Here is a 19,213-nt window from a genome sequence, read left to right on the forward strand (position 1 = left end):
ATAACAGCTTGGGGTCGGCGGCGACAATCCGCGACGACAGGCTGGGGTGACTATCCGCGACTGCAGCGGGCGGGCAAGACCGGCATCTTGTTGATGCCGGATACCCTGGGCAGTTGTGGCTTGTCCTTGAGCCAGGAGGCGAGCTCCTCCCCGCAGCCATTGCCTGGTGGAATAGGGGGCTGGGGCTGGCAATCCGGACTGGCGGCGGGGCAGCGCAGGCGCACATGGAAGTGGCTGAAATGGCCCACCCAGGGGCGCAGCTTGGCCACCCAGGGCTCGTGACCCGCCTGCTGGCAGACGGCTGACTTGATCACCGGGTTGACGAAGATGCGTGCCACCTCGGGTTTGCTGGCAGCCAGGCGCAGCAGGGTGAGCTGCTGCGGGCCAAAGCGACCTGGCAGCATCTTGTAGCTGGGTTCGTCGATGAGCGCCCACTCCTTGGGGGCATCCTGCTCCCACTTGCTGATGGGGCGGTTGGCCATGCGAAACCAGATATCGGCATCGAGGCCGGTCTGGTGGCTGCGATGGCCTGAGGTAAAGGGGCCGCCGTGGGCCATTGCCAGATCGGCGATATAGAGATCCGGCAGGCCGGCCATGCGGCTCTGGTTGGCCAGCGTCTGCAGGTAATGAATAAGGTCGGGGTGGCCGTAGTAGCGCAGCCGCTTGGTACGGATCACCTGATAACCAGGCCCCTCCAGTGGCAGGGCCATGCCGTTTTTCAGGCAGCCGGCGGCATAACCGCCGATTGCCTCGGCGTGCAGGGCGGTAGCCAGTAACAGGGACGTCAGCATCTGTGTGCTCCTTGTCTTGTTTCGAGTCGGCTGAGGAGTGCGAACAGACTCAAACATATCAATAAATAGGCCGCTGCTACCAGCAGCCAGATCTCGTAAACCAGTCCGCTCGAGTTGGCCATCTCGGTGCCGACAAAGGTGAGCTCCTGCACCGAGATGAGGGAGACGATGGCGGTATCCTTCACCAGGGCGATGAGCTGGCCGGTGAGGGGCGGCAGCATCAGCAGCAGAGCCTGGGGCAGGATCACCCGGCGTAGCCGCACCCAGGGGGAGAGACCAAGGCTCTGCGCCGCCTCCCATTGCCCCGCTGGCACGGCAGCGAGGCCGGCCCGTACTATCTCGGCGACGAAGGCGGCGCTGATCATCCCGACGCACAGGGTGCCGGAGATGAGGTTCTCCCAGCGTGCCGGCGGGCCGAACAGCGCCTCCTGCCAGGGCGAGATGGCCGCGCTGCCGAGCCAGCGTGAGAGGCCGCTTGCCGGCAATAGCTGGTTGGCGATGAAAAAGTAAAAGATGAAGATAAACACCAGCGGCGGCAGGTTGCGGACAAGCTGGACAAACAGGGTGGCCGGCAGCACCAGCCAGGGGCGGCGGCTGAAGGTGGCCAGCCCGAGAGTGGTGCCGAGCAGCAGCGCCAGCAGCATGCCAAACAGGGCGATGCGCAAGGTGGTGAGCAGGCCGCTGAAAAAATAGGGCAGCTCACCGTGCGGGCCGCGGGTGAACAGCAGCTCGAAGGCCTGATGCCAGTGCCACTGATAGGCTACCCCGATATGGACGCGGCTGGCGAGCCAGGCCGCCGTCAGCAGCAAGAGCACGACAATCGCCCCATCCAGCCAGCCGACGTGGCGAATGGCCCCTCTTATCTTCGTCATCATCAGGGGTTGGCGACCTGCGCTTCCCATGCCAGCGACTTGAACCAGTAGTCATGACGCGCTTTGAGCCAGCCATCGGCCTGGCGGGCGTCGATCCACTCGTTGAACTGCTCGGCCAGGGCCCCGTCCTCTTTACGCAGGGCAAAGCCTTCGTTCCCCTGCGCCAGCGGGGTGGCGAAGGGCATGAAGAGGGCATCGGGGTGGCGCAGTGCCTCCTGCTCCGGTTTGGGGGAGGAGGAGAGAGCGCCGTGGGCGCGGCCGTTCAGCACCTCCTGAAACACCTGGGACTCGTCATCGAACTGACGCAGGGTTGCCTTGGGAAAGTTGACCTTGGCCACCTGTACCGGCGAGGCACCACGGCGCACCGCCAGGATCACCCCGCGCTGGTTGAAGTCGGCCAGGGTTTTCTTCTCGCTTGCCATGGATGTTGAGGCGGCCAGCTGAACGCCGGAGTGGGAGTAAGGGTGGGTGAAACGTACGCTCTTCTCCCGCTCGGGGGTGATGGTGAGGCCGCCGATGATGACGTCATATTTTTTCGCCAGCAGGGAGGGGATGATGCCATCCCAGGCGGTGGGGACGAACTCCACCTGCCAGCCGTTGTCGGTGGCGAGGCGACGGGCCACGTCAATCTCGAAACCGATCAGGGCTCCCTGTTTGTCCCGCATCGCCCAGGGGGCGAAGGTGGACATGCCGACCCTCAGGCTGCCGCTTTGCTCGATCTGGGCCTGGGTGGCGGAGGGCTGGGTGTCGGCCTGGGCGGGGGCAAACAGAGTGGTGGTCAGCAGCAGGGCTGCGCCCGACAGGGCGGTTTTGATGAATGATGTCATGGTTAACGTCCTTGTTGGTCCGGAGCAAGATGACGGGCCAGGGCCCGCGAACAGGCTGACAGGGTCAGCGTCAACAGCAGGTAGAGGGCGGCCACGGTAAACCACACCTCGAAGGTGAGAAAGGTGTCAGCCACCAGGGTGCGTCCCTCGTTGGTAAGGTCGAAGATGGCGATGACGCTCACCAGGGCCGAGTGCTTGATGAGCGACACCAGCTCGTTGGTCAGCGGCGGCAATATGATGGTCATGAGCTGTGGCAGGATCACTTTGCGCAGGGTCACGGCTCTGGGCAGGCCGAGGGCGTGCGCGGCCTCCCATTGTCCCCTGGGTATGGCCAGCACGCCTGCTCGCAACACTTCGGCGGTAAAGGCGCCCTGATAGAGAGAGAGACTCAGCACGGCGCAGGCCAGTGGCGCCAGCCCCAGCATGGGGCCCAGCAGGAAGTAGAGAATATAGAGTTGCACCAATTGCGGCGTGGTGCGCACCAGCGCGAGATAGGCGAGGGCGAGCCAGGGGCCCAGACGGGAGGGGAGCAGGCGCAGGCTCGCCACGCAGAGACCGACGACCAAGGTACCCACCAGGCTGAGTAGGGCTACCTGCAGGGTGACCAGCAGACCATTTAGCAGCGGGCCGGCATAGAATTCTCCCTCATCCCACTCCCCGAGAAACGGCAACACCCGCGGCCATTGCCACTCATACCCCATCTGGCGGGCACCGCTGTAGAGGGCCCAGCCAAGCAGCAGGAGCAGGGCCAGGGTGCCGAGCAGCCAGCCGAGCGGGGAGAGGCGGCGCGCGCTAGCCATGGTAGCTGAGCACCTGTTCGAGAAAGGCCCGGGTGCGCGGGTGGGAGGGAGCACCAAAGAGCTGCGCCGGCGGGGCAGACTCGATGATCCGGCCCTCGTCCATGAAGAGCACCCGATCCGCTACCTGGCGGGCAAAGCCCATCTCGTGGGTGACGCAAACCAGCGTCATCCCCTCGTCCGCCAGCTCGCGGATCACGTCCAGCACCTCGCGGATCATCTCGGGGTCGAGGGCCGAAGTGGGTTCGTCAAACAGCATCAGCTCGGGCTGCATGCAGAGGGAACGTGCAATGGCTACCCTCTGCTGCTGGCCGCCCGAGAGCTGGTGGGGATACTTGTCGGCCTGGGCCTGGATGCGCACCCGCTCCAGCAGCGTCAGGGCCCGCACCTTGGCCTCGGCCGGGCGCAGCCCCAGGGTGTGCACCGGCGCCACCATCAGGTTTTCCAGCACTGTCATGTGGGGAAAGAGGTTGAACTGCTGGAACACCATGCCGACCCGTCCTTGCAACCGGCGCAGATAGGCGGGGGTCACGGGCTCGCCAAACAGGAACAGCTGGCCGCCGTCGATCTTCTCCAGGCCGTTGATGGTGCGGATCAGGGTGGATTTGCCGGAGCCAGACGGGCCGCAGATCACCCACTTCTCACCCCGCTCTATGGTGAGATCGATCTGGTGGAGGGCTTGAAAATCACCATAGCGTTTGTTGACGCCATAAAAACGGACGCAAGGGGGCGTGCTGGTCAATGAATCGGTTCCATTGAGAGTCGTTGATGCCATGGTATTGATTTTGTGGGGACATGACAAAGAAAACCCCCTTGTCAGCGCCCTGATGGCTGTTCACAATGGCGCCATTTTTCGATGGCAGGAGTCTCTCATGCGTATTACATCCTTGCTGGCCTCGCCGGGTCTACACCTCTTGATGCCGCCGGTGGCCCGTTATCGCCTCGTTATCCTGTTGCTGTGGCTGGTGAGCTGGGGCGTGGTGGCAGCCTCTGTGTGGTATGGCCGGGAGGCCATGGCCCTGATCCACTGGGTGGGACTGATCTTTGGCGGCATCACGGGCCTCATGGTGTCGCTGCCCCGCAGCTGGCAGCCCTGGCGCATGGCGGAACTGGGCTGGGACGACGCTCATCTCTATCTGCTCAACGGCCCGAAGGACAAGGCGCTGGCGCTGCCTCGCGATCGGCTGGTGGCCTTCGAGCGGGAGCGGCGGGTCGGCCATGATGGCCAGTGGCTCGATTTTAGTCTGGATCTGCAGTTGAGCGAGCAGGAGCTGGCCGAGGCCATGGCGCTGCTGGATCTCGGGCAGGAGTCGCTCCATCTGGTGAGCTCTGGTGTCTACCGTTTCGGGTTCAAACGCGCATGGCACGGCCGGCGCGCCCTGGCCCGACAACTGGCGACGCTGCAGCCGGACTGAATCGACTATTTTCTCGACAATCCCGGACAAAGCTCGGATACTGCCAGTGACTCGAATTGATCTTGTCTGCATGTTCGCCCAAGAGATCAATCACTTGGGCTACTGTGCGGGGAAGGCCATGGCATGAAGCCCTGGCAGGTCCGGCATAGGGGTTGTGCCCTTACCGTTATGCCGGGAATTGCATAGAGAAGGCACCTTGAATCGAGAGTGGATGGCATGAAGATTTACGTAGGTAATCTGTCGTACCGGATGACGGCCGACGAACTGAAGACCCTGTTCAGCCAGTTTGGGCAGGTCGACAAGGTTGATATCATCATCGACCGCGATACCGGCCAGTCAAAGGGGTTTGGCTTTATTGAAATGCCGGTCAACGGAGAGGCCGAGAAGGCCATCGCCGACCTGCACGGCACTGAAGTCGCTGGCCGTACCATCACAGTCAACCAGGCCAAGCCGAAGACAGATGCCCCCCGTCGGCCGCAGCAACGCCATCGCTAAGGTGTTTCAATAACGCAAAACGGCATGGGATCTCCCATGCCGTTTTTGTTTCTGCGCTAGTTGGCGGCGGTCTGCCCACTCAGGGCACGTCGTAGCCCAGCGCCGCCTTGCGAATGCGGAACCACTGCTGGCGGTTGAGGGTGATGGACTCCGAGGCCACGGCGGCGGCAATCCGCTCCCGCTTGCCGGAGCCTATCAGCGGCAACGGCTGGCTTGGCAGCATCATCACCCAGGCGTAGACCACCTGCTCGATGGTCTGGGCGCCCACCTCCTGGCGGATCTGCTCGAGCTCGCCGCGCAGACGCTCGCAGGCCGGATCGCTGAACAGTCGGCCGCCACCGAGGCAGGACCAGGCCATCGGCTTGATCCCGAGCTGCTGGCACTGATCCAGCGAACCATCCAGCGTTCCCTCCTGATGGAGCGGCGAGATCTCCAGCTGGTTGGTGACCAGCGGGAAGGGCAGACGGGATTGCAGCAGCTCGAACTGGCGGGCGGTGAAGTTGGAGACCCCGGCATGCTTGATCTTGCCCGCCTGCTTGAGGGTGATAAAGGCATCCGCCACTTCGTCTGCGTTCATCAGGGGATCAGGGCGGTGGATCAGCAGCAGATCCAGATGGTCGGTGCCGAGCTTTTGCAGCGAGGCCTCGGCGCTGGCGATGATGTGCCCCTTGTTGGTGTTGTAATGATTGAGTGCGTGCTCAGGGTTGGCAGTGAGGGCGATGCCGCACTTGCTGACGATTTCCATCCGATCGCGCAAGGAAGGCTCAAGGCGCAGGGCCTCGCCGAAGGCCGCCTCGCACTGATAGCCGCCGTAGATGTCGGCGTGGTCGATGGTGCTCACCCCCAGATCCAGATGGTATTTCATCAGATTGAGCAGGGCGGTGGGGGAGAGCTGCCACTCCATCAGGCGCCAGTAACCCATAATGAGGCGTGAGAAAGTGGGGCCTTGCGGATGCAGGGCAACGCGGGATACAGACATGCATGACTCCTTGGCAAAACAGGAAGTAAAAAAGGGGCTGCCGGCATCTTGGCCTGATGAGAGGGACAAAGCAATAATGGCGCCAGGCAAGATTCGAACTTTGGTTCTGACAGGGGGATAGCTCAGGTGGAAGGGTTTGCCGAACGGTTGCAGAGTCTGATTGGGGAGATGAGCGTGAGCGCCTTTGCCCGCAAGGTAGGGTTGAGCGAGGCGCTGATCCGCAAATACCTGAAAGGGGCCGAACCCGGGCTGGCGCGGGCCAACCAGATAGCGATGGGGGCCAACTGTTCGCTGGAGTGGCTGGCCACCGGGTGCGGATACCTCTACCGTCAGGCGGAGGTGGTGGACAGGGAAGCCTTGGGGGCGGCGCAGCTGCTGCTCGAGGAGCAGCGCAGCGGGCTGACTTTGCCCGACGAGGAGGCGCTGGTGACCCTGCTCGCCTACTACCAGTTTTTACGTACCCATAAAAAGGCGGACGGTTTTCTCGATCTGGCGCTGGCGCGGGAGTTTGGCCGCCATCTGGGGGAGGCCTGACGGCGCGCGTATTACCATTTAGTCGGGTCACCACGGTCTGATTATTCTGATACGCTCTAAGCAAGTGAACGGTCCAGGGAACGGGCAATGAGTTACTTGATCCTCGGGAGTGGTGCGCTGGGCTCTGCGCTGGCAAGAGAGCTGATGAACAGGGGGGAATCCTTTTTGCTGGCGGGTCGCAGCTGCCCGGCCGGGATCGACCCCGGGGCCTGCTTCCCCATGCTGGAAGTGGACGAGCTTTCGTTCAACGCCCTCTTTACCCTCTACGACACCGAGCCGCTCCCCCGGGTGGTCATCAACACCATTGGCCTGCTGCATGGTCTCGATTTCATGCCGGAGCAGCGGGTGGAGCAGGTTCATCCCAAATGGCTGTGTGACAGCCTGCTGGCCAATGCCTGGCCGACCCTGGCCGTGGCGGCCCATTTCAGCCGTATCATGAACCCGCAACATCCATTGTGGCTCTGCGCCATCTCCGATATCGCAGGTTCCATCGGTGCCAACGAACAGGGGGAGCGCTATAGCTACCGGATGAGCAAGGCGGCCCTCGACATGGGGGTGAAGAACCTGGCACTGGAGTGGGCAAGACGCTTCCCGCAGGCCGGGGTGATCGCCGTGGCCCCCGGCCTGATGGACTCACCGATGAACAACCCCTTCCTGGACGAGCTGCCAGACACATCGTTGCAAGCCCCTGCCGAGGTGGCGGGCAAGTTGCTGGATCTTATCGATAAACTTGCGTTGAGCCAGTCCGGCCAGCTGATCGATCTCGATGGACAGCCGCTACCCTGGTAGCGGGGCGGCAGACCTCCATGCGCTTCACAATATGATCATGTCACCCTTGCCAAGGAGGGGTGGCATGGCTACCGTCATCCCTCTGCCTAGGAGGGATCTCATGCGCTATATCGATTTACGAAGTGATACGGTTACCCAGCCCACCGACGCCATGCGCCAGGTCATGCTTCATGCCGACGTTGGCGATGATGTCTATGGTGAGGATCCGAGCGTCAATGCACTGGAGGCCTATGGTGCCCGTTTGCTGGGCAAGCAGGCGGCGCTGTTTGTGCCCTCCGGCACCATGTCCAACCTGCTGGCGGTGATGAGCCATTGCCAGCGCGGCGAAGGGGCCATCTTGGGGAGCGCAGCCCATATCTATCGTTACGAGGCTCAAGGGAGCGCCGTGCTGGGGTCGGTCGCGTTGCAACCTCTGCCTATGCAGCCGGATGGCACCCTGGCGCTGGCGGATATCGAGGGGGCGCTGGCACCCGACGATGCCCATTTTGTCCAGACCCGGCTCATCTGCCTCGAAAATACCCACAATGGCAAGGTCTTGCCGCTTTCCTATCTGCAGCAGATGGGCGCCTTCGTCGCCGAGCGGGGATTGAAGCTCCATCTGGACGGAGCCCGCCTGTTCAATGCCGCCATCGCCAGCGAGATCCAGGTTGACACGCTGGCCGCGCCGTTTGACAGCATCTCGATCTGCCTCTCCAAGGGGCTGGGGGCGCCGGTGGGCTCCTTGCTGGTCGGAGAGCAGGAGTTTATCGCCCGCGCCAGACGGCTGCGCAAGATGCTGGGGGGCGGCATGCGCCAGGCGGGGATCCTGGCTCAGGCCGGCCTGTTCGCCCTGGAGCAGCATGTGCACCGGCTGGCTGATGATCACCGCCGTGCCCGTCGTCTGGCCGAAGGGCTGACCATCTTGCCCGGTATCGAGCTGGATCTTGCCCAGGTACAGAGCAACATGGTGTTCCTGCGCCTCAAAAACGGGGAGTCCCAGGCGCTCCTTGCCTTTATGAAGGAGCGTGGGATCCTCTTCTCAGGCTACGGCGAGCTGCGGTTGGTGACCCATCTGCAGATCAATGATGACGATATCGAAGAGGTGATCGACGCCTTTACCGAGTATCTGGGGGCATGAAAAACATGGATAAACAATCAGGGCGCCGCGGCGCCCTGATTGTTTTGTATGTCGATTGAGGTGGCATCAGCCCTGGCGCTGCCCTGTCATCAACATGGCTTCGTCGGTGGCGTCGTAGATCATCACGGCGATATGGGTCACCTGGCCGCCAAAATCCGCCAGCGGCACCAGGGTCAGGTTCTGGAACATATGGGGGGCCGAGCCCGTGATGGGGCGGTAGTTGGAGAAGCGCAGCAGATAGGGCTTCTGCTCCCAGGTGCTGAAGGCCCGGTTGTTGAGCTTGAACACCATGTTGGCCTTGCGCTCGAACCAGGCTCTGTCCACATCGGGGAAGAGGTCGAACAACACGCCATCGCGCACCTCACCCGCCAACCGGCCGCTGTGGCTCTCCATGAAGCCGTTCCACACCTGTACCTTGTACTCCTTGTCGAGCACTACCAGGCCGACGTCCAGGTTCTGGACTATGTTCATCAGCCAATGAAATTCACGGATCTCCATAGTCACTCCTAGAGCATGTGCATGATTTTGTTGTTCATGGTGGCGATGGAATCTTCGGTAAACAGCAGCAGCAGATCACACTGCACCGCGTAGTCCTGGATCCGGTAGTTGATCTCGATGGCCAGGGTTCGGCGCCAGCGGCTCTTGTTGGTGTTGATGAGCTCGTTGATGGGCCTGTGTTGGCCGAGTACCACGGGGTGGCCCTGGCTGAAGGGGGTATCGAGCTGGCTGGCGTAACCGCGCAAAAAGGCGCCGATCAGCACGTTGGCGGTATCCATCAGCAGCTCCAGCTCGGCGGTGCGATCCAGCACCCCCTGGTGATTCATCAGGCGCGCCAGATCCTTGAAGCTGGAGTCGTGGAACAGGAGCAGGGCTTCACCTGCGATCCCGGCCCCGATAAAGCCCTGGCAGACGGCGGAGAGAGTATCCGAATCGGCTGCGGCCGAGAGGGCCATGTGCAGCTCGGAGACCTCCAGCACGTTGACGTTGGGAATGGGGAGCACCACGAAGGCGTTGAGCAGCCGGGCCAGCAGATCGGCGGCCTGGCCCATGGATACGTTGGCGAGCTCCTGATAGACGTCGCGGATCTCCGGGGTGATCTTGACGCCGGCATCGGCCAGCTCGCTCTCGGGCTGTGTTGCTGCGACGGGCTGACCGCTGGGGGCGCTATGCCAGAAGCCGTGTTGCTTGAGCAGGGCGCACAGGGTTTCCGGCGATGCGGGTTTTTTGATGAAATCGAGGGCACCCAGCCCCATGACCTTCTGGTGGGCTTCGGGCTGGATATCGCCGGAGACCACGATCACCTTGCTGCGAAGCCCCTCCCGTTGAAGGGTCTCCAGCACGCCATAGCCATCCATCTCCGGCATGGTGAGATCGAGGAAGATGAGATCTCCATGTCCCATCAATACCTGCTCTATCCCTTCAAGACCGTTGGCGGCGTAGTGCAGGTTGACGTTCCAGTCGACGGGGAGTGCCCGCGCCAGCTGTTTGCGGGCAAACCCCGAGTCATCACATATCAATACATTCATGGTGCGTGGCAGGCTCTGTTGGCAAGTATTGCTATTAGTGTTGCCCGCTAACGCTCAGATGCAATGGGGGAGGGCATTTGCCTGTGAAAATTGATTGTCCCACTGCCGGTTGCGATAGCGTGCCGAGTATTTTTCAACAAATTCTGCAAACATGTTAACACGCAGCGGGGCGAACTGATGTTGGCAGTGCAGCATGTAGAGGGGCCGGTTGCCGGTTTGCCAGTCGGGCAGTACCGGCACCAGCTGCTCATCGTGGAGAAAACTGGCCACGTAGTGTAGCGGGGCATTGACGATCCCAAGATGCCGTCTGGCCGCCCTGACGGCTGCCTGGGTCTGGTTGACCGTCAACCTGGCCGGACGCTTGATGCAAACGTGCTGGCCATCCTTGTCGGTCAGCTGCCAGTGCTGATGGGGCCAGCAGTAGATGAGATCGTGCTCTTCCAGCTGGTTGGGATGGGCGGGGGTGCCCTTCTTGGCCAGATAGAGGGGGGAGGCAAACAGGCCGTACTCGATATGACCGAGGCAGAGGGCGTTGGGCAAGGATTGGGGCAGTTCGCCGTTGAAGAACACCAGATCCCGATCGTTGTCGAACAGGTGCTGGTGATCATTGGTCTGGGTGATCTCGAACTGCACCTCGGGGTAACGCAGCCCGAATTCGGCCAGCATGTCGACCAGTATGGTATTGGAGATGGCCACGGGGGCCGCTACCCGGATCTGGCCGGTGATCTCCTCCTCCTTGCCCTGGATCTCGCTGGTGGCCTGCTCGATCTGGGCGAGGGGAGTGCACAGACGCTCATAGTACCTGAGCCCTTCGTCAGTGAGGCGAAGCTTGCGGGTTGAGCGATGGAGCAGGGGGTAACCAAGGTGCTCTTCCAGTTGGGAGATGCGTCGACTGATGGTGCCTGTTGGCATGTCCAGTGCGGCTGCCGCGTGGGAGAATCCCCCTTCTTGCACCACCTTGACGAACAGGTAGAACTCTTCGATGTGTTTCATAAACGCTGTTCTGGGTGTAACAAGGGGGTCACCATAGAAAGAGCCTTTGCCCTTGGCAAGCGCAATTCAGCGTTTAATTGATCTGGGTTCTATTTCTACTGAAACCTCTTTTATAACAGTGCTGCACCTGCACGCAGACTTGTTCGAGACACTTTTTGGCCACTTGTTTAACCGGAACAGCGAGGAGGTGTCTGGTTTCAACGTCGCTGGTATTCGCACCTGCACGGGATCTTGATGGCACTCAACACCGTGAGCATTTGTTCTAAGGTGATGGATTTATGAACGCCCTATATGTGATGGTGATCATATATTTCAAGTTTGGCTGGTAACTGGTCGCAAAGTAGCAGAGTGGTATATCAGAAACTGCTTAAGGAACGGATATTAACCGTATTGCCGTTTTTTTTGCCGCTTTGTCCAGCCAATTGGTTAATTAATGGAAAGTTGGCGGCATAAATTGACAGGAAATTTTTGAATTCAACAGTTTGTCAATTGAAAATATCCTGAAAAAAGTACCAAATTGTTTCAAACAGTGTCAGCTGGCTCACTCTTAGTGGTTGTTTTTGCTGATAAAAAAAGATAAAAATCGATATTGCAATTAACCTGCAATAACCAGGTTCTTGGCTGAGTCCTATTGTCGTTTCAGCATATCGCCATCCGTTGCCGATATCTGAAATGGTATTTTCTGCTCGAGGCCATCTTGATCAAATGTGGGCACAAATTATGTGCAGCCGGCATTCGACAGATGGCAGTGTGCGTTGTCTGTTGTTCGGTTAACCAGTGATCATCCAGTATGAATGACCTTGACCAGATGAATACCCTTGACGAACGGTTACTGAAAACGATGGATGTTCTGCATACCCCCATCTGGGTCTATGACATCGAGCATCACCATATTTTCTGGGCCAACAACGCCGCGCTGCCGGTCTGGGAAGCAACTTCCCTGGATGAGCTTCGCGCTCGCGATTTTTCTGCCGACATGGCTACCGCCATCGACCTCCTGTTGCAGCGCTACCTGGGGGATTTCAAACAGGGGCGCAGCTACAACGAGTGGTGGACCCTCTCTCCCAAGGGGGTCAAAAAGCAGATCTATCTGCGTCTTTCCGGTATCCGGCTGGCGGGTCGTCTGATGATGATGACCGAGGCGGTACTGGACTCCGACTCCCTCTATCAGGAATCTTCCCTCGCGACCGGGGATACGCTGGCCTGCCTGTTTGACAGCCAGGGCAGCTTCGAGAGCGGCAACTATCACTTCGAGATGTGTTTTGGCCGCAGCATCGAACAGCTTGCCCAGATCTTTCCCGGCAACGATGACAGCTTTTACCAGAAGCTCTCCCGCCTCGATGAAGTGGTCACGGAAGGGGAGTGCCGCACCCTCAAGGGGATGCGCTGGTTCCAGTTTCAATTCCGCTATATCCAGCAGGGAGCGCGGATCCTGCTCACCATGCGGGATATTACCGACCGCAAGCTCGAGGAGCTGGAACATCGCCACCTGGCCTGGCATGACTCCCTGACCGGTCTGCTCAATCGCTATGGGCTGATGAAGTCCCTGGAGGCCTACTGCGGGCTGGGGGAGCGTTTCGCGCTGGTGTTCATGGATCTGGACAACTTCAAGCTGGTCAACGACAACTATGGCCACAAGGCCGGCGATCGCTTGCTGGAACGGGTGGCGGGCAGGCTCAGGCAGATCTGCCCGCGGGATGTGGAACTGGCCCGTCTCGGCGGGGACGAGTTTACCGCGCTGGTGCCTCTGGGCGGTCATGCCGATCGGGCCCAGGAGGTAGCCGATCTGATGCTCTCCCAGATGACAAGGCCCCTGCAGCTCAACGGTTTGCCCGAGGTGACCATCGGGGGGAGCATCGGCATCGCCATCTATCCGGATGATGCCGACGATGGCGACAATCTCATCACCCGGGCCGACATGGCCATGTATCAGGCCAAGCAGATGGGGCGGCTGCGCTGGCAGCGCTTTACTCCCAGCATGCAGCAGACCCTGCAACGCAAGCTCAATCTCAAGCAGTTTCTGGCCAAGGCCATCGGCCGCCAGGAGCTGAGCCTCAGTTACCAGCCCCAGGTCGATGTGGCGAAAGGTCGTCTGACCGGTTATGAGGCGCTGCTGCGCTGGCACAGCCCGGTACTGGGCCATGTCTCTCCCATTGAGTTCATCCCTCTGGCCGAGGAGATGGGGCTGATCCGCGAGATTGGCAGCTGGGTGCTCACCACGGCGCTGGCCCAGATGGCATCTTGGCAACGACAGTTCCACAAGCGGGTGCCTGTCTCGGTCAATCTTTCGGGTTTCCAGCTCTCCGCCGCCTTGCCGGAACAGGTGGCCCAACAGCTCGCACTGCACGGGGTCGAGCCTTCGCTATTGACGCTGGAGCTGACGGAGACGGTACTGATGCTCGACATGAAAGGGTGCCTCGACATCCTGGATGCCTTGAGCGAGCAGGGGATCAAGATCGCCATCGATGACTTTGGCACAGGCTACTCGTCCCTTGCCTACCTGAACCGGCTTCCCATCGACACCATCAAGCTGGATCGCTCCTTTGTGGTGGGCCTCAATTTGCCGGTGATCCGGGCCACCACCGCCATGGCTACCAGCCTGGGACTGGGGATCATGGCCGAAGGGGTGGAAGAGCCGCACGAACTGGCAGCCTTGAAGGCACAGGGATGTCATGCCTTCCAGGGCTATCTGTTCAGCAAGCCCCAGACGGTGGCCGAAGTGGAAGCGAGCGACTTCACGGTTGAGTGTCAAATGGGAAGCTACCCACTGGTGGGAATTGCCTCGTTGATTGATTAATGTGCTGTGAATCGTGTTTTTGCAGTTTATAATGTTAAGTTTTTCGCAATTTAGTGCACTTTTTTGCTGTGCGTCATAGGACTTTTTAGCAGAGATTGCTAGCATGCGGCCTCATTTCATGGGAAAGGAGTACCGCAATAATGAGTCAAGCCGAAGTCCATGCCAGTCCGGGCAACCAATCCAACGGCTGGTTGAACCGCTTCCTGAATGGTGTCGAGAAAGCCGGGAACAAATTACCCGACCCCGCCATGCTGTTTCTGTATGCCCTGCTGATCGTCTGGGTCGGCTCCTGGGTGTTGTCGCAATTCCAGTTTGATCTGGTCAATCCCCGCACCGGCGAAGCCGTGGTCGTCAACAACCTGCTGACCGGTGCCGGCCTTGCCGAGTTCCTCTCCAGCATGGTCACCACCTTCACCGGGTTTGCCCCCCTTGGCATCGTGCTGGTCGCCATGCTGGGGGTCGGGGTTGCCGAGCAATCCGGTTTCATCAATACCGGCCTGAAAAAACTGCTGAAAGTGACGCCGGCCCGTTTCCTGACCCCCATGCTGATCCTGGTGGCCATCGTCAGCCATACCGCTGCTGATGCGGGTTATGTGCTGGTGATCCCCATCGGCGGCATCATTTTCCACGCTGCCGGTCGTCATCCGCTGGCGGGGATTGCGGCGGCGTTTGCCGGCGTGTCCGGTGGCTTTGCCGCCAACTTCCTGCCCTCCGGTGGTGACGCCCTGCTGCAGGGATTCACCCAGTCAGCCGCCCAGCTGCTTGACCCCGAGTACATGGTCAACACCCTGTGCAACATCATCTTTACCGGTGCCTCCTCCCTGCTGATCATCTGTGTCGGCTGGTTTGTCACCGAGAAGATCGTGGAGCCGCGCCTCAAGCATGTGCCCCTCAACGACGATCTGGAGAGTGCCGACGAGATGGGACGCTACAGTGCGCAAGAGAGCCGCGCCTTCAACTGGGCCGGATTTGCCATGCTGGCGGCCATCGCGCTGCTGGCCCTGGCGCTCTCGCCGGCGGATTCCCCCCTGCGTGCCGCAGACGGCTCGCTGACCACCTTCGCCGCCCCCGTGATGAAGTCCATCGTGCCGCTCATCTTCCTGTTGTTCATCCTGCCCGGTATCGTCTACGGCTTCGTGGCCGGTACCTTCAAGAGCGGCAAGGACGTAATCGATGCCATGTCGGCCACCATGAACAAGATGGGCTCCTACATGGTGATGGCCTTCTTCTGTGCGCTCTTCATCAAGGCGTTTGGTGATTCCAACCTGGGCACCCTGCTGGCCCTCTCCGGTGCCGAAGTGCTGCACGCTCTGGCGCTGCCGGGTGAAGTGACCATCGTCGGGATGATCCTGCTTACTGCCACCGTCAACCTGGTGGTGGGCTCGGCTTCCGCCAAATGGGCGCTGATCAGCCCGATCCTGGTGCCCATGCTGATGGCTGTCGGGATCTCCCCCGAGCTGACTCAGGCGGCGTACCGGGTAGGGGATTCAGCCTCCAACATCATCACACCCCTGATGGTCTTCTTCCCGCTGGTGGTGGTCTATTGCCAGCGCTATGTGAAGAGCACAGGTATCGGGACCCTGGTCTCCATGATGCTGCCATACTCGCTGGCCTTCCTGGTGAGCTGGACCATCTTCCTGCTGGTCTACTGGGCGCTGGGCTTCCCTCTCGGGTTGCAGGCCCCCTATGTCTATCCGGCCCCTTGATGGGGTGAGTGCGAGGGAGCCTTGGGCTCCCTCGTTTTTTTGGTTATGGTGTTACCTCATTTTGGAGGTGCCATGAATCCGACCATCGATCTCATCCTGTCCCATCGTTCCATTCGCCAATTCAGCGCCGAGCCGATAGCGCCCGAGCAGCTGGATGCCATCCTCGCCGCCGCGCAATCAGCCGCCAGCTCGAGTTTTCTGCAGGTGACCAGCATCATCCGGGTGACAGAGCCGCAGGCGCGTGCCCGGTTGGTTGAGCTTGCCGGCAACCAGCCTTATGTGGCCCAGGCCGCCGAGTTTCTGGTGTTCTGCGCCGACTATTACCGCCATACCCAGATCGTGCCCGATGCCAGAACCGGCTACGCGGAGCAGTTGCTTATCGGTGCCATTGACGGTGCCCTGATGGCGCAAAATGCCCTGCTGGCTGCCCAGTCCCTGGGCTTGGGCGGTGTCTATATCGGTGGTATTCGCAACCATCCGGTCGAGGTGAGCGAACTCCTGGGGTTGCCTCATCAGGTGATCCCGTTGTTTGGTCTCTGTCTGGGCCATCCTGCCCAGCAGCCGGAGCAGAAGCCCCGTTTGCCAAAGGCGCTGGTGGTGCATCAGGATCGCTACCAACAGACGCTGGATCGCGATTTGCTGGCACAATACGACGAGCAGATCCTGGCCTACTACCAGGCGCGCAGCAGCAATAACAAGCAGCAGACCTGGAGCAGCCAGATCCGCGCCATTCTGGGCAAGGAGTCCCGCCCCTTCATGCTGGGGTTCCTGCAATCCCGGGGCTTTAACCTCAAGTAATCATCCCGCTGGGCGATACTAAGGGGGTGGCCATTGCGGCCAGCCCCCAGATCCTGCCCTGAGACCGGGGACACAGCTTGATGACAAATCGTGGACACGGGGGCTCTGCAGGCTACCTTAAGTAGGTAAGCTGTTGTAGGATCACGCAATTGGATTGGGACAGGGGTTTGGACATCCTATGATTATCACTTTGGTATTGCTGTCTATTGGCGCGCTCCTGTTTTTGGTCATCGCCTATAACGTGGTGCAGCAATATAAGCAGAAGGCGGAGGCCGACAAGCGCCACGCTGTTGCCAGACACAAGACGGTGGCCGACGAGACCGAAGAGGTGCTGCTCAACGTCAATCTGGTGCCTTTCTCCAAAAACATGGTGCTGCTGCTGCAACACCGCATTCTCGACGCCTACCGCGCCATTGCCCTGTTGATGCCCAATACCCAGGTCAAGCAGCGGATTGCCGATGTGCAGACCCAGATCAAGAACGTGCAGGAGAATTACAGCAGTCAGGATGAAGGGCACTTCAAGACACCGGAGTCGGATCGCCAGGCGATCCAGATGCTGCAACTGGTCAAGAAGATGCGCGCCCTGCTGCGGGTCGAACACAACAAGGGCAAGATAGATCCGCAAGGATTTGCCCAGGAAGATCGCCGCCTTGAGCTGATGCAGCTCAAGATCAATATCTCCAACCTGGTCAAGCGGGCGATGGATGCCCAGATCCAGGGCCAGTACGGTACCTGTCGCCAGCTCTATACCAAGGGACTGTCCGTGATGGCGGGGGTGAGCGACAAGGATCCTTATCTGCTGGCGCGGGAAGAGGATATGCGTCAGGGGCTCATGGCTCTGGATGAGTTGCAGCAGCAAAACAGCGCCCAGGATCTGCAAAACATCAAGGACAGGGAGACCGACGAGCTCGATGTCCTGTTCCAGCCCAAGAAGAAATGGTAACCATGTCTCACCCACTCGATTCCACACTGGGGCCAATGGCCCCATTTGTTTCTCAGCTATTGACCGAACTGGCCGCCCTTGGCGTCAACATGACAGATCCCCATATCGATCACCTCTGCTACCGTGCCGCCACCCTGCCCGAGTATCTGTCTCTGTGCGAGGTACTGGCAGGAGCGGGGGAGCTGCTGGTGGAGGGGATGATTGGCGGACGTCCCATCGCGACCTATCGCTTGCACCAGCCTGTCAGGGTAGGGGACGTCGAAGTGCCCTGCATCGAGCTGGCAGCCCCCAAACCGGGGCGCAGCCACCAGGCGGGGCTTGAACATATCGAGCTGGTGGTGCCTTCGCTGGCGGCTTTGGTGGCGCAGTATCCGACCCTGCCGTTCAAGACCGGCAATATGATGGATGAGCGCAACCCGGACATAGGTCTGATGCTGCCGTCGGGGCAGATCAAATTCCACCTGCGCTCCCTGGCCGAAGTGATCGCCGAAGAGGTGGCCACCGGCGCCGTGGTGCTCGTTCCCGCCGATTATTTCTCCCGGGCGTAATTAGCCTTACCCCGTGGAATCGTGAGCAAGATTGCCAGCCGGGCAGAGCGCTGCGCTTTTTACGGCTGGCAAGCGAATACCATCTATCCCGATGGGGTGGGTGCCTTGTGGCATACCTTGTGCCACACTGGCGCCCTGCCGGGAGTCCCCCGTAAATGACCCTCATGCTGCCATCACGGAGTGAGTTTCTAGCATCATGTCCTCGTCACACCCCGTCCCGTACCACTTCACCCGAATTGAACGGGTGCTCGACTACATCCACTCCCATCTGGATGAACCTTTGTCGCTGGAACAGCTGGCGGAACAGAGCTGCTGGTCGCGCTGGCAACTGCAGCGGATGTTTTTGCACGAAACCGGGCTGACGGTGGCCAGCTATGTGCGCGAGCTCAAGTTGAGCCTGGCGGCGGAGGCGCTGCTGTCGGGGCGGCCGCGAGTGCTGGATCTGGCGCTCTGCTACGGTTTTGGCTCAGAGGTGAGTTTTAGCCGCGCCTTCAAGCAGCAGTTTGGCTGCTCACCGCTGGCCTATCGCAAGCGGGGACTGAGACTGGGGTTGCGTACCCCGCTGGTGAGGGCAGCGATGGCGGTTGCAAGCCCCCCCAAGCTGGTGCAGGTGCGAATAGAGAGCAAGCCTGGTTTCACCCTGCATGGGGTCAGGGGGCTGATCAGTGGCCTGTTTGCCGAGGCGCCCGATTTTCAGCAAACGGTGCCCGCCATCTGGCGTGCCTTGCGTGATACCGGTGCGCTGGAGAGGGCAAGGGAGCTGATCGGTGTCGTGGATGTCTCGGCGACGGGCGCCATTTTGCCCTACTGGGCCTGTGTGGCAGAGGAAGGTGACGAGGCCCCACCGGGACTCGCGTCCTTGACCATCCCAGCCCAGACCTATGCGGTACTCACCCACGTGGGCCCCATCAGCCAGCTGGGAGAGAGTCTCAACTGGTTCATTTTGCACTGGCTGCCATCTTCCAGTTATCGCGGGCTGGACGGGTTCGAGCTGGAGCGCTATGGCGTCGGGTTCGACGGCCAGCAGCCGGATGCCATTATGGAGTACTGGTTGCCCATCTCACCGCGCTGATCACAAAGTGCTCGAGGGGGCTGTCTGGGAGCGAGCCGCCGTCCTGGTGGGCACTGATCATCTATCCATTGCCTCTTACCTGACTAGATAGTCATTTGAATTCAAAGCCATTTTCACTCGACACGAAGGGTTTTCGGTTGAGGCTTTTTTGTCTGTTTTTCACCGCCTTGCCTGCCAACATGCCCCAAATTGTTAATTTCGGGACCAATTAGCG

The 19,213-nt window shown here is 60.4% G+C and carries 20 protein-coding genes; 11 read left to right on the forward strand and 9 right to left on the reverse strand.

Annotated elements, in window-relative coordinates; translation table 11 throughout:
* Nucleotides 1-50 precede the first annotated feature (50 nt).
* From mepA to ACB034_RS01685, 5 genes are read right to left on the reverse strand one after another with little or no spacing between them, the layout of a single operon-like run.
* On the reverse strand, nt 51-791 hold the full coding sequence (gene mepA / locus ACB034_RS01665; RefSeq protein WP_042071635.1) for a penicillin-insensitive murein endopeptidase: 741 nt from the start codon (nt 789-791) through the stop codon (nt 51-53).
* Nucleotides 785-1,666, reverse strand: a complete 882-nt coding sequence (locus ACB034_RS01670; protein WP_371171909.1) for an amino acid ABC transporter permease — start codon at nt 1,664-1,666, stop codon at nt 785-787. The genes mepA and ACB034_RS01670 overlap by 7 nt, the downstream gene beginning before the upstream one ends.
* The gene (locus tag ACB034_RS01675) at nt 1,666-2,490 is read right to left on the reverse strand and encodes a transporter substrate-binding domain-containing protein (RefSeq protein ID WP_371171910.1); all 825 of its coding nucleotides are present in this window, start codon (nt 2,488-2,490) and stop codon (nt 1,666-1,668) included. The genes ACB034_RS01670 and ACB034_RS01675 overlap by 1 nt, the downstream gene beginning before the upstream one ends.
* Before the next feature lie 2 nt (nt 2,491-2,492).
* A complete protein-coding gene (locus tag ACB034_RS01680; protein WP_268854225.1) occupies nt 2,493-3,290 on the reverse strand; it encodes an amino acid ABC transporter permease in 798 nt (265 codons plus the stop codon).
* Nucleotides 3,283-4,062, reverse strand: coding sequence for an amino acid ABC transporter ATP-binding protein (locus ACB034_RS01685; RefSeq protein WP_371171911.1), 780 nt, complete (start codon nt 4,060-4,062; stop codon nt 3,283-3,285). Before ACB034_RS01685 ends, ACB034_RS01680 begins: the two co-directional genes overlap by 8 nt.
* Before the next feature lie 97 nt (nt 4,063-4,159).
* Between ACB034_RS01685 and ACB034_RS01690 the strand changes: the two genes are divergently transcribed.
* Nucleotides 4,160-4,702, forward strand: coding sequence for a hypothetical protein (locus ACB034_RS01690; RefSeq protein WP_371171912.1), 543 nt, complete (start codon nt 4,160-4,162; stop codon nt 4,700-4,702).
* Between the two features lie 216 nt (nt 4,703-4,918).
* Nucleotides 4,919-5,197, forward strand: coding sequence for an RNA-binding protein (locus tag ACB034_RS01695; RefSeq protein WP_026456734.1), 279 nt, complete (start codon nt 4,919-4,921; stop codon nt 5,195-5,197).
* A 79-nt stretch (nt 5,198-5,276) separates the two neighbouring features.
* Here ACB034_RS01695 and ACB034_RS01700 read toward each other — a convergent pair whose 3' ends face one another.
* Nucleotides 5,277-6,176, reverse strand: a complete 900-nt coding sequence (locus tag ACB034_RS01700; RefSeq protein ID WP_371171913.1) for an aldo/keto reductase family oxidoreductase — start codon at nt 6,174-6,176, stop codon at nt 5,277-5,279.
* 126 nt (nt 6,177-6,302) lie between these two features.
* Here ACB034_RS01700 and ACB034_RS01705 point away from each other — a divergent pair, with 126 nt between their 5' ends.
* The 3 genes from ACB034_RS01705 to ltaE all read left to right on the forward strand — a co-directional run bounded on the left by ACB034_RS01705 (nt 6,303) and on the right by ltaE (nt 8,616).
* Nucleotides 6,303-6,710: a helix-turn-helix transcriptional regulator gene (locus ACB034_RS01705; protein WP_124239279.1), complete on the forward strand. Its 408-nt coding sequence runs from the start codon at nt 6,303-6,305 to the stop codon at nt 6,708-6,710.
* Between the two features lie 87 nt (nt 6,711-6,797).
* Complete coding sequence (locus tag ACB034_RS01710) at nt 6,798-7,499, forward strand: SDR family oxidoreductase (RefSeq protein ID WP_371171914.1); 702 nt, start codon at nt 6,798-6,800, stop codon at nt 7,497-7,499.
* A gap of 100 nt (nt 7,500-7,599) precedes the next feature.
* Nucleotides 7,600-8,616: a low-specificity L-threonine aldolase gene (gene ltaE, locus ACB034_RS01715; RefSeq protein ID WP_371171915.1), complete on the forward strand. Its 1,017-nt coding sequence runs from the start codon at nt 7,600-7,602 to the stop codon at nt 8,614-8,616.
* A gap of 66 nt (nt 8,617-8,682) precedes the next feature.
* On the opposite strand, the gene ACB034_RS01720 is transcribed toward ltaE, so the two are convergent.
* Genes ACB034_RS01720 through ACB034_RS01730 form a run of 3 tightly spaced genes read right to left on the reverse strand, consistent with a single transcriptional unit; the run spans nt 8,683 to nt 11,135 of the window.
* Nucleotides 8,683-9,114, reverse strand: coding sequence for a PAS domain-containing protein (locus ACB034_RS01720; RefSeq protein WP_042071613.1), 432 nt, complete (start codon nt 9,112-9,114; stop codon nt 8,683-8,685).
* Nucleotides 9,115-9,122: 8 nt separating this feature from the next.
* A complete protein-coding gene (locus ACB034_RS01725) occupies nt 9,123-10,142 on the reverse strand; it encodes a response regulator (RefSeq protein ID WP_371171916.1) in 1,020 nt (339 codons plus the stop codon).
* Nucleotides 10,143-10,196: 54 nt separating this feature from the next.
* Nucleotides 10,197-11,135, reverse strand: a complete 939-nt coding sequence (locus ACB034_RS01730; RefSeq protein WP_042028948.1) for a LysR family transcriptional regulator — start codon at nt 11,133-11,135, stop codon at nt 10,197-10,199.
* Between the two features lie 841 nt (nt 11,136-11,976).
* On the opposite strand from ACB034_RS01730, the gene ACB034_RS01735 reads away from it, so the two are divergent.
* The 6 genes from ACB034_RS01735 to ACB034_RS01760 all read left to right on the forward strand — a co-directional run bounded on the left by ACB034_RS01735 (nt 11,977) and on the right by ACB034_RS01760 (nt 18,999).
* Nucleotides 11,977-13,932, forward strand: a complete 1,956-nt coding sequence (locus tag ACB034_RS01735) for a putative bifunctional diguanylate cyclase/phosphodiesterase (RefSeq protein ID WP_371172065.1) — start codon at nt 11,977-11,979, stop codon at nt 13,930-13,932.
* Nucleotides 13,933-14,072: 140 nt separating this feature from the next.
* Entirely contained in the window at nt 14,073-15,638 is a 1,566-nt protein-coding gene (locus tag ACB034_RS01740; RefSeq protein WP_026457802.1) for an AbgT family transporter, read from the forward strand.
* A gap of 72 nt (nt 15,639-15,710) precedes the next feature.
* Nucleotides 15,711-16,436, forward strand: coding sequence for an oxygen-insensitive NADPH nitroreductase (nfsA, locus tag ACB034_RS01745; RefSeq protein WP_223377972.1), 726 nt, complete (start codon nt 15,711-15,713; stop codon nt 16,434-16,436).
* Nucleotides 16,437-16,614: 178 nt separating this feature from the next.
* Nucleotides 16,615-17,379: a hypothetical protein gene (locus tag ACB034_RS01750; protein WP_042028943.1), complete on the forward strand. Its 765-nt coding sequence runs from the start codon at nt 16,615-16,617 to the stop codon at nt 17,377-17,379.
* Entirely contained in the window at nt 17,373-17,927 is a 555-nt protein-coding gene (locus ACB034_RS01755) for a VOC family protein (protein WP_371171917.1), read from the forward strand. The genes ACB034_RS01750 and ACB034_RS01755 overlap by 7 nt, the downstream gene beginning before the upstream one ends.
* A gap of 196 nt (nt 17,928-18,123) precedes the next feature.
* Nucleotides 18,124-18,999, forward strand: a complete 876-nt coding sequence (locus tag ACB034_RS01760) for a helix-turn-helix domain-containing protein (RefSeq protein WP_371171918.1) — start codon at nt 18,124-18,126, stop codon at nt 18,997-18,999.
* Nucleotides 19,000-19,213: the final 214 nt, after the last annotated feature.

Source organism: Aeromonas sp. S18(2024), assembly GCF_041402525.1.
Classification (GTDB): Bacteria; Pseudomonadota; Gammaproteobacteria; order Enterobacterales; family Aeromonadaceae; genus Aeromonas; species Aeromonas enteropelogenes.